This window comes from Gordonia sp. CPCC 206044 (genome assembly GCF_048537895.1).
In the GTDB taxonomy this organism is placed as follows: domain Bacteria; phylum Actinomycetota; class Actinomycetes; order Mycobacteriales; family Mycobacteriaceae; genus Gordonia.
Genome location: NZ_JBCLVL010000007.1, coordinates 1 through 12,424 on the forward strand (window position 1 = coordinate 1; position 12,424 = coordinate 12,424).

At 66.0% G+C, this 12,424-nt stretch carries 11 protein-coding genes and 1 pseudogene; 2 read left to right on the forward strand and 10 right to left on the reverse strand.

Going from position 1 to position 12,424, the window contains the following annotated elements; all coding sequences use genetic code 11:
* The 5 genes and pseudogenes from AAFP35_RS12460 to AAFP35_RS12480 form a co-directional block, all read right to left on the reverse strand.
* A pseudogene (locus AAFP35_RS12460) lies at positions 1 to 562 on the reverse strand (HNH endonuclease); the annotation flags it as partial.
* Positions 563 to 780: 218 nt separating this feature from the next.
* Positions 781 to 1,404, reverse strand: a complete 624-nt coding sequence (locus AAFP35_RS12465) for a TetR/AcrR family transcriptional regulator (RefSeq protein WP_419221946.1) — start codon at positions 1,402 to 1,404, stop codon at positions 781 to 783.
* A 55-nt stretch (positions 1,405 to 1,459) separates the two neighbouring features.
* Positions 1,460 to 2,086, reverse strand: a complete 627-nt coding sequence (locus AAFP35_RS12470) for a nitroreductase family protein (RefSeq protein ID WP_419221947.1) — start codon at positions 2,084 to 2,086, stop codon at positions 1,460 to 1,462.
* Between the two features lie 67 nt (positions 2,087 to 2,153).
* Complete coding sequence (locus AAFP35_RS12475; RefSeq protein WP_419221948.1) at positions 2,154 to 2,567, reverse strand: NUDIX hydrolase; 414 nt, start codon at positions 2,565 to 2,567, stop codon at positions 2,154 to 2,156.
* The gene (locus AAFP35_RS12480; RefSeq protein ID WP_419221949.1) at positions 2,567 to 4,012 is read right to left on the reverse strand and encodes a carboxyl transferase domain-containing protein; all 1,446 of its coding nucleotides are present in this window, start codon (positions 4,010 to 4,012) and stop codon (positions 2,567 to 2,569) included. The genes AAFP35_RS12475 and AAFP35_RS12480 overlap by 1 nt, the downstream gene beginning before the upstream one ends.
* Before the next feature lie 119 nt (positions 4,013 to 4,131).
* Here AAFP35_RS12480 and AAFP35_RS12485 point away from each other — a divergent pair, with 119 nt between their 5' ends.
* Positions 4,132 to 4,590, forward strand: a complete 459-nt coding sequence (locus AAFP35_RS12485) for an SRPBCC family protein (protein WP_419221950.1) — start codon at positions 4,132 to 4,134, stop codon at positions 4,588 to 4,590.
* A 4-nt stretch (positions 4,591 to 4,594) separates the two neighbouring features.
* Here the strand turns inward: AAFP35_RS12485 and AAFP35_RS12490 are convergent, their stop codons facing one another.
* From AAFP35_RS12490 to sucC, 4 genes are all read right to left on the reverse strand, one after another.
* Positions 4,595 to 5,056, reverse strand: coding sequence for an RDD family protein (locus AAFP35_RS12490; RefSeq protein ID WP_419221951.1), 462 nt, complete (start codon positions 5,054 to 5,056; stop codon positions 4,595 to 4,597).
* On the reverse strand, positions 5,049 to 5,783 hold the full coding sequence (locus AAFP35_RS12495) for a hypothetical protein (protein WP_419221952.1): 735 nt from the start codon (positions 5,781 to 5,783) through the stop codon (positions 5,049 to 5,051). The genes AAFP35_RS12490 and AAFP35_RS12495 overlap by 8 nt, the downstream gene beginning before the upstream one ends.
* Positions 5,784 to 5,931: 148 nt before the next feature.
* Positions 5,932 to 6,834 carry a succinate--CoA ligase subunit alpha gene (sucD, locus tag AAFP35_RS12500; protein WP_419221953.1) on the reverse strand — a complete coding sequence of 301 codons (903 nt, stop codon included), beginning with the start codon at positions 6,832 to 6,834 and terminating at the stop codon, positions 5,932 to 5,934.
* A 16-nt stretch (positions 6,835 to 6,850) separates the two neighbouring features.
* Complete coding sequence (gene sucC / locus AAFP35_RS12505) at positions 6,851 to 8,014, reverse strand: ADP-forming succinate--CoA ligase subunit beta (RefSeq protein WP_419221954.1); 1,164 nt, start codon at positions 8,012 to 8,014, stop codon at positions 6,851 to 6,853.
* 427 nt (positions 8,015 to 8,441) lie between these two features.
* Between sucC and AAFP35_RS12510 the strand changes: the two genes are divergently transcribed.
* On the forward strand, positions 8,442 to 9,533 hold the full coding sequence (locus AAFP35_RS12510) for a M23 family metallopeptidase (RefSeq protein WP_419221955.1): 1,092 nt from the start codon (positions 8,442 to 8,444) through the stop codon (positions 9,531 to 9,533).
* Between the two features lie 260 nt (positions 9,534 to 9,793).
* Here the strand turns inward: AAFP35_RS12510 and AAFP35_RS12515 are convergent, their stop codons facing one another.
* The gene (locus AAFP35_RS12515; RefSeq protein WP_419221956.1) at positions 9,794 to 12,313 is read right to left on the reverse strand and encodes a UvrD-helicase domain-containing protein; all 2,520 of its coding nucleotides are present in this window, start codon (positions 12,311 to 12,313) and stop codon (positions 9,794 to 9,796) included.
* Positions 12,314 to 12,424: the final 111 nt, after the last annotated feature.

A 12,424-nucleotide genomic window follows, 5' to 3' on the forward strand; every position in this document is an offset into this window, starting at 1 on the left:
TGGTCGACAGCTCGTTGATCGTCCGGTCTTCGGCGGCCGGCACACCGTCCTGGTCGTCGGCGATCTGATTGCCTCGCGAGCGCGCCGCCGCCAGTACCTCGCGTGGGGTGGCGCCGGAGAAGGCTTGGGCGATCAACGCCAACTCGTGTTCGATCACCGACCCCGCAGACAACGGTTCCGGTGCCCGTTGATCGATATGGGCCATCCCGCGCACCACCGCGTCGACGTGCTCGCCGGAGAACACCCCGTCCGCAGCATAGGCAGCCACCCGTTCTAACCGGTCCAGGGCGGTGCCGATGCGAAGCCAGCGGTCGGCGACCGCCGGAGCAGCACCCATCTCGATCAACAGCCCTCGCGTGCGGCCGCCGGTGCGCTGCGCCACACCCAACCTGTCCATCGCCGCCACATGCACCGCCAACTGATGATCGACCAGGTTACGCACGTCCATCAATACCTTCGTGGTCTCGAAGACCTGGCGACCAGACGCATCAGCGTCGATCGTCACCTCACGCAGCAACGGAATCAGAGTGTCCAACAGCATGACTCGATTGTAGTCGAACATACGTTCGTCAGGAAGACTTCATCCACAGGCATTCGACTGAGCTGCAACGCATTTCGCCAACTCAGACGGCGCCTGAGTGTGATTGTAGCGACAGTCTCTGACAGGTTCGGAGTGATGAGTGGTGGTGTTACACAGGGATGTTCACAGGTCTCACAGCGACGCCCGAAACCCAGAGCCTCGGAACACACCCCAGGACCGGCGCAACCCGGTCGAGGCGCTCAGGACAGCAACGCGGCCCAGGCCATCGACGTGAGCAGCGAGCGCAAGTCGTCCTCGGGATAGGGAGGCAGACGATGCGATGAGTTCAGCAGCCCGAAGGTCGCGTGGACGCGCACCCTTGCTTCCTCACGCGTCAGCGCCGACGTACCGGCATCGGCACTTGCGGCGAGAAGCACATCCACCCACTGCTCCACGTAACGCCGTTGGAGCGAGCGCACCAGATGGTTGGCATCCGGCGTCATCGACGACAGATCCCGGTCCTGTACGGCGATGAGGTCGGGTTTGGTGACCAGCACGTCGATGTGGAACCCGATGAGGTCGCGCAGCGTGGCATCGGGGGCGGTGCCGCGTGCGACGACCTCGGACCCGCCCTCCTGTAGACGTCTGCTGATGTCCACGAGCATCTGATCGAGCAGATCGATCTTCGAGGAGAAGTGCCGGTATGCGGCGGGACCACTCACCCCCACGGCTCCGCCGATGTCTTCCAAGGTGACGCCTGCGAACCCCCGGTCGGCCATCAGCCGTGCGGCCGCTTCCATCAGTTCGGCGCGGCGGGCAGCCTTCGCCTGGCCGCGCCGGGTCAGGGCGACCGGTTCGGAGGCGGGTGTGGGCTGGGTCGACATGATGAGTCCGCACTCTACCGCCGACAACCCGACACCAGTGCGGTGTCGGGTTCGATCACCACCCGTTGACGTGCAGGACGTCGTCGAGAGGCCGCCGCTTGGCCGGCCGGAAGTCGGTGCCCTTGGTGTAGGCCACCGGCAGCAGGACGCCCTGATGCACGGTCGACGGAATGCCGAGGAGTTCGGCGACCTCGCGTTCATACACGAGGTGCAGTGTCGTCCACGCCGACCCCAGACCCCGTGCTCGCAGGGCGAGTGAGAAGTTCCAGGCCGCCGGCAGCAGCGAGCCCCAGATGCTGGCCTGATTGCCCGTCGGGAGGTCGCCGCCGGTGTCGATGGCGCCGAGGACGAGAACCGGCACCTGCCCCATCACGTCGGCGAGATACTGCGAACTCGTGCGTATCCGGTCCATTGTCGCGTCGTCGGTCTGCGGCCGTGCCGCCGCGTAGTCGGCGAAGGACCTCGCATAGTGGTCGGCGACCTTCTGCCGCAGCTCCGGGTCGGTGAGCACGATCCAGTGCCAACTCTGGGTGTTGCTGCCCGACGGGGCCTGCAGGGCGATCTCGAGACATTCGTGGACGACCTCGAGGGGTACCGACCGTTCCAGGTCGAGCCGTTTGCGAACCGAGCGCGTCGTGGTGAGGAGTTCGTCGGGGTTCAAAGAGAGCAATTCGTCGGCCATACGTTCAGCCTCCCCCGTGTCGAGGGCTCGATTCAAGCTCTCGACCTGACGTGTCCGAAAACTGCTGTCACGCGAGCAGACCCGCGCGCCGCAGATGGTCGACCAGTCCGTCGGTCATCCGAAGGCCGTCGAAGTCCTCGGAGGCGACCCACCGGGCATCGGCGGCATCGTCGCCCGCCTGTACCGATCCCGCCTCCGCCGCGCCCGCCCCCATCGCGGCCACGAAGTCGTGCACTTCGAAGACACCACCGCGACCGTCCGGAATGTCGACGATCCAGGCCCGCCGACCCACCACGACTGTCAGACCGGTCTCCTCGGCCACCTCTCGGACGACGGCCTGCCGCAGGGATTCTCCCGGCTCGACCTTGCCGCCGGGCACCGTCCAACACCCGGCCTGCGGCTCGTTACGGCGCTGCACCAACAGAAATCGGCCACGGGAATCACGGATGATGGCCCCGACAGCCAGGATTCGGGCCCCCATCACGACAACCGGGGCACGCGGGCGCGGTCGCCTCGGACCTCGACATCCAGTGCCGTCGCCACCTGGCCGATCAGGCCGTCGACCCCGGCCCTGCCCAGGTCCACGACTTCATCGACGACTCCCTGCTCGGCGAGCTCACGCGCCAGAATTCCTTGGCGCCGCGCCATCTCGGGTGCGTGGTCGGTGTCGCGGTGGACGATGACACTGGCACCCTCCGGAGGAAGCGGTGCCAACCAGGCGTCTGCCGCCGCGATGATCCGGTCTGCGGGGAACAGTGCCAGCGCGGCACCGCCACCACCATGGCCGAGGAGAACCGACACGGTGCGAACCGGAACCTCCAGGAGTTCTGATGTGCAGCAGGAGATCTCACCGGCGAGTCCGGCTTCTTCTGCCGCCGCCGACAATTCTGCTCCCGGAGTATCGATGGCGGTGACCAACGGCAATCGCAGCCCCGCTGCCAACGCGACTCCGCGACGGGCGACACGGAGATCGCTCGGACCGATCAGCATTCCTTCCTGCTGTGCGACACGATCGTGCCCGACGAGCACCGCGCGGCGACGCCCCAGTCGCACGAGCACCAACCAGACCGGACCGTTGGTCCTGATCGGTACCGTCTCGAGCCCGGACAGCAGGTCCCGCAACCCAGGTCGATCCTCGGCGCGCGTCGCAGTCACCGTCTCCCATGCCGTAGACGCTGCCGTCGACGCCGCCGCAGAGGGCGACACGCACCCTGCGACGGACTCCCGTGGACTGCCGGCCTGCGTACCGTCAGCCAAGAGCGACAACGTCTTTCCGACGATCTCGCGTAGCCCCTCGGCGGACAGGACCGCATCGACGAGCCCATGACGGAGAAGGTTCTCGGCGGACTGGACACCCGCGGGGATGGCGGTGCCGGTGAGCGCCTCGACCACACGCGGGCCGAGAAAACCCACCAGCGCCGCGGGTTCGGCCCAGGTGATGTGCCCCTGAGACGCCCAGGAGGCGAAGACACCCCCGGTGGTCGGATGGCGGAGGTACACCAGGTACGGCAGGCCGGCGGCCTTGTGCCGGTTGACCGCCGCCGCGATCGCCGTCATCTGCAGGAACGCCGAGGTCCCCTCCTGCATCCGCGTCCCACCCGACGACGGAAGCGCCAGTACCGCCACACGTTCGGACGTCGCTCGCTGCAGCGCGCCGACCACCCGCGCACCGGCGTCGTGTCCGATCGAGCCTCCGAGAAAAGCGAACTCGCTGACCACCAGTGCCACCCGGACCCCGTCGACCGTCCCGGCCCCGGTGATCACCGATTCATCGACACCCGCGCGCTGCTCCGCGGTCGTCAGCGCCTGCGCATAGCCGGGGTCGAGTCCGGTCCGCTCGACCGCGGTGTCCCATGACTCCCAACTGCCGCGATCGATCAACTCGTCGACCCACTGGTGTGCCGTGCGGCGCCCACGATCAGTCACGTCCCCACCGTAACCCGTGGGCAGACCGCCATGGGTGGTCCCGACGCGCCGCCGACAAGACGATGACTTGAGGCCGTCGGTGCGGTCATACTTCTCACAACCACACCGAGGAGACCACATTGACCGAGTACACCGTGACCCGCGCCGAGACGATCTCTGCACCCGCGGAGCGGATCTTTCCCCTCATCGTCGACTTCCACGAATGGATGCAGTGGTCCCCGTGGGAGGGCCTCGATGCCGATCTGGACCGCGACTACTCGGGCGCCGAGCGCGGAGTCGGAGCCCGGTATGCGTGGTCGGGAAACCGCAAGGCGGGCAAGGGATCGATGGAGATCATCGAGGCGACTGAGCCGACCCGGGTCGCCGTGGAGGTGGCCTTCGACAAGCCCATGAAGTCGACCAGCACAAGCGTCTTCACCCTTGCGCCACGCGGTGCACAGACCGAGGTCACCTGGACCATGACCGGTCCGCATTCGTTGTTCTCCCGCGTCACGTCACGGTTCGGCCTGTTCGACAAGATCCTGGGCAAGGACTTCGAAAAGGGCTTGGCCGCCTTGAAATCCACCGCCGAGACGTGAGCGCTCAGCGGGAGTAGACGACCCGGGTGCGCAGCACGATGTCGGCGATCGATCGGCGTCGGCGATCGATGATCACCCAGGCGAGGCCGATCGCGAAGAAGACGCACAGCAGGGCACGGAGCAGGGCCACCACCGGGCGCAGTCGTCGTCCCTTGCGGTTGACCACCCGCAAGCCCATCGCGACCGAACCCAATGTGCGTCCGGACACCGCCCAGCACAACGCCAGATACGCCACCGAGACCACGATGAAACCAGTCGCGGTGAACACCGCGTTGGGTTCGGGAAACGAGAAGTCGCGCACGCTGAACAGCAAGCGCGCCATCGCATATCCCAGATACGCACCGCTGAGGACGATGAGCACCACCAACAGGTCACAGAACGCGCCGATACCGCGGCTGACGATGCCTGCGCTCTTGTCGGTGTCATGGATCGCGGTGTGATCGGCATGCTCGGGAACGTCAGTCATCGCGTTCCGACTCCGGCGCACGCCTCAGTATCCGGCCGACGATGTGCGCGACCGCATCGTCGGCTCGCTCGCCGGTGCTGCGGACATCTGTCATCACGTCGGCGGTCACCGATGTGCTGGCCTCGCGGATGATGCCGGTGAGGTCCACACCGTCGATGACCTCGTTCGCCAATCCGATGAGATCGACCTGCCGAATAACCGCGTCCACATCCACCCGGGTGACCGCACGGTCCAGATCGACACGCGCCACGACGTCGTCGAGGTCGACACGACCGATCACCGACATGATGTCGACCCGCGACAGCACGTGATCGATGTCGAGACGGTCAATGATCGCGTTGAGGTCGACACGGGCCACCGCGGCATCGAGATCCACGCGCCGGACGATCTCGTCGAGATCGAGCCGATCGAGGATGGCGCCCACGTCGACCGCCGCGATGATGCGGTCGAGATCGACGTTGTCGACGACCAGCGTGGTGAGGTCGATGTCGGTGGTGAGGATGTCGACGACCTGACGGATGGTCGCCGACAACGCCGTTCGCGTGGTGTCCACGACCGCCGTTGCGGAGGCCTCGACGATCCGTTGCGTCACATCGCGGCCCGCGACCAGGAACTCCCCGGCGATCGGGATCGACGCGGCCGTGTCGAAGGCACCCGAGACCACCCGCCGCCCAAGCTCGATGGCCCCGGGAGTCCCGGGACCTCGCCTCGGTGCGCTGCCGTTCACCAGGGAAGTATGGCACGGTCCGGGTCACCCGAGCGGGACCCGAGCACCGGCCCTCGGCACCGGTCGACGCGACGAATGGGGGCCCCGGATACAGAGAAACCCGGGCGGAGGCCGATGACCGTCCGCCCGGGTTTCGTCCGACTGTGACCTACAGGCTCTGGTAGAGCTCTCGGGCCAGCTTGGCGGTCTCGCTCGGCGTCTTGCCGACCTTCACGCCTGCGGCCTCGAGGGCCTCCTTCTTCGCCTGCGCGGTTCCGGAGCTACCGGACACGATCGCACCCGCGTGACCCATCGTCTTGCCTTCCGGCGCAGTGAAGCCTGCGACGTAGCCGACGACCGGCTTGGAGACGTTGGCCTTGATGTAATCGGCCGCCCGCTCCTCGGCGTCACCGCCGATCTCACCGATCATCACGATGACCTTGGTCTCGGGGTCCTTCTCGAATGCCTCGATGGCGTCGATGTGCGTGGTACCGATCACCGGGTCACCGCCGATGCCGATGGCGGTGGAGAAGCCGAGATCACGCAGCTCGTACATCATCTGGTAGGTCAGGGTGCCCGACTTGGACACCAGACCGATCGGGCCCTTGCCGGTGATGTTGGCCGGGGTGATGCCCACCAGCGACTCGTCCGGCGTGATGATGCCGGGGCAGTTCGGGCCGATGATGCGGGTCTTGTTGCCCTTCTCCACGTTGTAGGCCCACGCGTACGCGGTGTCCTGCACCGGGATGCCCTCGGTGATGACGACCAGCAGCGGGATCTCCGCGTCGATCGCCTCGATGATGGCGTCCTTGGCGAACTTCGGCGGCACGAAGGCGATCGAAGTGTCGGCCCCGGTCTCCTTCATGGCCTCGGCGACGCCGCCGAACACCGGCAGCTCGACGGCGGAGCCGTCCTTCGCGGTGTGGCTCACGGTGGTGCCGGCCTTGCGTGCGTTGACGCCGCCGACGATGTTGGACCCGGCCTTGAGCATCAGTGCGGTGTGCTTGGTGCCCTCACCGCCGGTGATGCCCTGGACGATGATCTTGTTGTCGTTGTTCAGAAAAATCGACATTGTTCCGACGCTCCCTTTACTTGCTCGCCAGCTCGGCGGCCTTGTCGGCGCCCGAGTCCATCGTCTCGGCGAGCGTCACCAGCGGGTGATTCGCATCGGCCAGGATCTTGCGTCCCTCGTCGACCTTGTTGCCGTCGAGCCGGACCACCAGCGGCTTGTTGGCCTCGTCGCCGAGCTTGTTCAGCGCGCCGACGATGCCGTTGGCCACCGCGTCGCATGCGGTGATACCACCGAAGACGTTCACGAAGACGCTCTTGACCTGCGAGTCACCGAGGATGACGTCGAGACCGGCGGCCATCACCTCGGCCGAGGCACCGCCACCGATGTCGAGGAAGTTCGCGGGCTTCACGCCGGAGTGGTTCTCACCTGCGTAGGCGACGACGTCCAGGGTCGACATGACCAGACCCGCGCCGTTGCCGATGATGCCGACCTCGCCGTCGAGCTTGACGTAGTTGAGGTCGTTTTCCTTGGCCTTGAGCTCCAGCGGATCGGTCGCGTCGCGGTCGGCGAACTCCTCGTGATCGGGATGCCGGAAGTCGGCGTTCTCGTCGAGGGTGACCTTGCCGTCGAGGGCGAGGATCTGATCGTCGGGCGTGCGCACCAGCGGGTTGACCTCGACCAGCGTGGCGTCCTCGGCGATGAACACCTCCCACAGCTTGGCGATGGTCACGGCAGCCGCGTCGAGCACCTCGGCGGGCAGGTGGCCCTGCTCGGCGATGGAGCGCGCGGTCGCGATGTCGACACCCTTGACGGCGTCGACGGCGACCTTGGCGAGGCGCTCCGGCTTGGTGGCGGCCACTTCCTCGATCTCCATGCCGCCCTCGACAGAGCACATCGCGAGGTAGGTGCGATTGGCCCGATCGAGCAGGAAGGAGATGTAGTACTCCTCGGCGATGTCGCTGGCTTCCGCGACGAGGAGCTTCTTGACGATGTGGCCCTTGATATCGAGGCCCAGAATGTTATCGGCGTGCGACTGTGCGTCATCAGGGGTCGCGGCGAACTTGACGCCGCCTGCCTTACCACGTCCGCCGGTCTTGACCTGCGCCTTGATCATCACGGGCTTGCCGATTTCCTCGGCGATCGCACGTGCATCGGCGGCATTGTCGGTGACCCGCCCGGGTGTGGTGGGAACCCCATGCTTGGCGAACAGTTCCTTCGCCTGGTATTCGAAGAGATCCATTCAGCTCACCATCTCGTAGATTTGCCCGCAAAGGGTTGGAACACCGAAAGGGGTGTAACGCGGGCCATATAGGAATCTAAACCTGCCGCGTATGGCCGTCGTCGGCGCACCCTTCGCTTGTGCGACAGATCACTCGCTCGGTCGCCGGCCCGACGCGAGGGCCGCCCCGGACTGCGATGCCGAACCGAGACATGGTCCAATTGTCTGCGCCGTCGAAAAGATAGCGCAGCCGACCGGTTCTCCACCGTGAATTCAGTATTTGCGCTGATCAGAATCGCCCACCGACCAGTGATGCAACTCACAGTTTGACCGGTTTTTCCGGCGGGCCGTTGGACTTGCCGCAATCATTTCGTTACCGTCGGCTGGCAGTTGGTCACAAAAGGATTACGGACAGCAATGTTGTAATCCTCGTTAGCAAAGGGATGAGGTGGACGACTTGACGGGACGTGACTTCACGACCGCATCGGTCTCGGCCACCGGGCGCTCCGCCCGCACTGATTACGACACCGAGCACTCCGCGTCGGAAGTGACCACGATCATCCCGATCGACGACTACGGGTCACAGACCTGGGACTCGACCACCTGGGACCGCTACTACCGCCCGACGCGCTCGGAGCTCACGCAGGACATCCTGATCCCGGAGAGCGAGTTCGACGCCTTCGAGCACGACGAACCGTTCGACGTCGACGGCGCCCGCGCCGACATTCTCTCCCTGCCCAGCACCGATGACGACGACGATTCCGCCGGTGCCGTCGAGAGCAAGCCCTTCCGGACCCGTCCCGCGACCAAGACGTCACCCCGCCGCGGAGGTAAGCACCGCATCGCGGCGCCGCCTGCCTCGTTGCGTGGTGGACGTGCCGCGCTGATCGCGGTGGCCGCGGGTGCCGCTGTCGCCGCTGCAGCCCAGGTCGGTTCCTCCGATCCGGCGCCTGCGCCCACCAATGCCGCCAACGTCGGGCCCGCCGGTCAGACCCCCGAACTCGGACCGGGTGTCGCAGCCGGGAACCCGACCAAGGACATGAGCACCTTCACCGAGCAGCTCGCCGTCGGCAAGCAGATGGCCGCGGCAGAGGAACAGCGCGAGAACCTGCTGCGCAGGCCGCTGTTCACCTCGCCCATCCCGCTCGGCCAGTACCAGTTCACGTCGACCTATGCGAACCGCTGGGGCAGTTTCCACGGCGGCATCGACTTGGCAGCCCCGCTGGGCACCCCGATCCACGCCGCCACCGACGGTGTGGTCCTCGAGGCCGGCCCGGCGTCGGGATACGGCAACTGGGTTCAGGTGCGCGCCGACGACGGCACCGTCACCATGTACGGACACATGGCCTCCTCCGGCGTCCTCGTCCAGAAGGGCCAGCACGTCACCGCCGGTGATGTCATCGCACTGGTCGGAAGCGAAGGCTTCTCCACCGGACCGCATTGCCACTTCGAGGTCTGGAAGAACGGGACCACCAAGATCGATCCGGCTCCGTGGCTCGCCGAGCACGGCGTGCGCCTCACCAACTACACCGGTAGCTGACGCCACCGGCCGATCGGCATCTCAGGTCGGCTGAGCATCACTCCGATCGGCAGGGATCACAGCCAACCCATCGCACCTCACTGTGGACCGATCGCGCCCCGGTCGGCCGTTCGAGCACCTGTGGTCGGGTGTGCGTCAGATCATCGCGTCACTGCACGACCATCGCATCTGCGCCCACTTCAGCCGACCTCAGCGCGCGGCCAACCGAATCCGGCGCCCTCTCAACCGATTCGGACCCACTCGATCACGAGGTCACGAGGTCACAGCTTGTCTCCCGGCAGTCCGCCTGCGGTCAGCAGCGTCACACGCCCGACGTTGCCACCGAAGTCGAAGGTGATGCGCTCGGTGGCGCCACTCCCCTCCTTGTTCACGGCCTTGCCCATGCCGTACTTCGGGTGATTGATCCGATCACCGACGTCGTAGTGCACCTGCTTGTTCCGGCCACGGGTCGGGTCGGTCGAGTACGACGATCGGCCCCGAGTATCGCCGGAGAACCCCGAGTCGCCACGACCGAAGACGCCGCCACGCGACCCTAGGTGCCGACTGATCGAGCGGGGTGGCTCGGTGCGTCGCCAATCCAGCAGATGTTGCGGGATCTCTTGCAGGAAGCGGGATTCCGGGTTCGACACCGGCTGCCCCCAGGATGCCCTGGTCAGCGATCGGGTGAGGTACAGACGCTCTTTGGCACGGGTGATACCCACGTACGCCAATCGGCGTTCCTCGCTGAGCTCGTTCGCGTCGCCGAGGGCGCGCATGTGCGGGAAGTGTCCGTCCTCCCAACCGGTCACGAACACCACCGGGAACTCGAGACCCTTCGCGGTGTGCAGCGTCATCATCGTGACGACGCCGTCTCCCTCGTCGGGCACCTGATCGGCGTCGGCCACCAACGACACCTTCTCGAGGAATGCCGAGAGCGAACCGGGTTCGGGTTCCCCGTCGTTCGCAGGCAGCTCGTCGATCTCCTCGAGGTCGTCGGCGTCGTCGACCTCACCGGCAGCGATTCTGGCCGCGTCGGCGCTGAATTCCTTTGCCACGGCGACGAGTTCGTTGATGTTGTCGAGGCGCGCGCCATCTTGCGGATCGCGGGAGTCCTCGAGCTCGGCGCGGTAACCGCTGCGCTCGACGATCGCATCGACGAGTTCACCGATGTCGGCACCCTCCTCGGACGCGTCGACGACTTCGATGTCTTCTCCGGTCCCACCGACCGCGCCGAAGGTGGCCAGGAAGTCGTTGCGCAACCCGTCGATCAGCTCGACGAAACCACCGATCTGTTTGACCGCACGAGTGTTCAGCAGCGGCACCTTGCCCTCGGCACCTTCGACGAGCGCCTCGTAGAAGCTGATCCCCCGGTTCTCCGAGTGCACGGCCACGCACGCCTCGGCGCGGTCACCGATCCCCCGGCGCGGCGTGTTGAGGATCCGGCGCAGACTCACCGCGTCGTCCGGGTTGGCGACCACACGCAGATACGCGACGACGTCGCGCACCTCCTTGCGTTCATAGAACTTGGTTCCGCCGACGACCTTGTAGGGGATGCCGTGCCGGACGAAGACCTCTTCCAATGCACGGGACCCCGTGTTGGTGCGGTAGAACACCGCGATGTCGGCGTACGCGTAGGACGACGATCCGCCGATCGAGTAGTCGGTGAGGTCCTCGATCTCCTTGGCGATGAACAGCGATTCGTCGCGGTCGGAGTCGGCCACGTATCCGACGATGAGTTCGCCGTCGCCGGAATCGGTCCACAGTCGTTTGTCCCGACGGTTCTCGTTGCGGGCGATGACCGAGTTGGCCGCCGACAGGATGGTCTGCGTGGACCGATAGTTCTGCTCGAGCAGAATGGTCTCGGCGTTGGAGAAATCCCGTTCGAACTCCTCGATGTTGCGGATCGTCGCACCACGGAACGCGTAGATCGACTGGTCGGCGTCGCCGACGACACACAATTCGGACTGCGGTACCGCGGCGTTGTCGTCGGGCTCGCCGACGAGTTCACGGACGAACACGTACTGCGCGTGGTTGGTGTCCTGGTACTCGTCGACCATGACGTGCCGGAACCGTCGGCGGTAGTACTCGGCCACATCGGGGTGGCTCTGCAGGAGCGCGACGGTCTCACCGATGAGGTCGTCGAAGTCGAAGGCGTTGGCGGCACGGAGCCGCCGCTGGTACTCGGCGTAGACCTGCGCAATCGTGAGCACCGACGGTTCGCCACCGTCGGCCGCGGCCAGGGCTTCGTCGGGTCCGATCAGCTCGTTCTTCAGGTTCGAGATCTGCACCGCGACCCCGCGCGGGCTGAACTTCTTCGGATCGAGCTCCATGTCGCGGATGATCATGCCCAGCAACCGCTTTGAATCATCGGCATCGTAGATGGAGAAGTTCGAGTTCATCGACTCGAGCAGGCCGGATTGGGCGCGCAGGATGCGTACACACGTCGAGTGGAACGTGGACACCCACATATAGGCGGCCCGCGGTCCGACGAGGTCGATCACCCGCTCACGCATCTCGGCGGCGGCCTTGTTGGTGAAGGTGATGGCCAGGATCTGTCCCGGGGTGGTGTCACGCGCCGCCAGCAGATACGCGATCCGGCGGGTGAGCACTGCGGTCTTCCCCGAGCCGGCTCCTGCCACGATCAGCAACGGCGAACCGGCGTGCAGCACCGCCGCACGCTGTTGCGGGTTGAGACCGTCGAGGAGGTGAGCGACGCGGTCGTCGGTCTCGGCACCGTCGGGGGTGGGCGCGCCGCCGCTGTGCGGGGAGGACTCAGAAGTCACACGGGTGGAACTTGTCATCAGGGTTCAGGTTACCCCCGGCCGCCGACAAGGCCGGACGAGGGCGAACGCCCGGATTCGCCGCCCACACGCGGTACGCTGCGATTCTGACTGCACATTCGATGCGCGCAA

What these genes read in the sequence shown, in the direction of transcription:
- AAFP35_RS12465 (WP_419221946.1), bottom strand. Translation starts at nt 1,404, where the DNA reads ATGTCGACCCAGCCCACACCCGCCTCCGAACCGGTCGCCCTGACCCGG.
- AAFP35_RS12470 (WP_419221947.1), bottom strand. Translation starts at nt 2,086, where the DNA reads ATGGCCGACGAATTGCTCTCTTTGAACCCCGACGAACTCCTCACCACG.
- AAFP35_RS12475 (WP_419221948.1), bottom strand. Translation starts at nt 2,567, where the DNA reads ATGGGGGCCCGAATCCTGGCTGTCGGGGCCATCATCCGTGATTCCCGT.
- AAFP35_RS12490 (WP_419221951.1), bottom strand. Translation starts at nt 5,056, where the DNA reads ATGACTGACGTTCCCGAGCATGCCGATCACACCGCGATCCATGACACC.
- sucD (WP_419221953.1), bottom strand. Translation starts at nt 6,834, where the DNA reads ATGTCGATTTTTCTGAACAACGACAACAAGATCATCGTCCAGGGCATC.
- sucC (WP_419221954.1), bottom strand. Translation starts at nt 8,014, where the DNA reads ATGGATCTCTTCGAATACCAGGCGAAGGAACTGTTCGCCAAGCATGGG.
- AAFP35_RS12515 (WP_419221956.1), bottom strand. Translation starts at nt 12,313, where the DNA reads ATGACAAGTTCCACCCGTGTGACTTCTGAGTCCTCCCCGCACAGCGGC.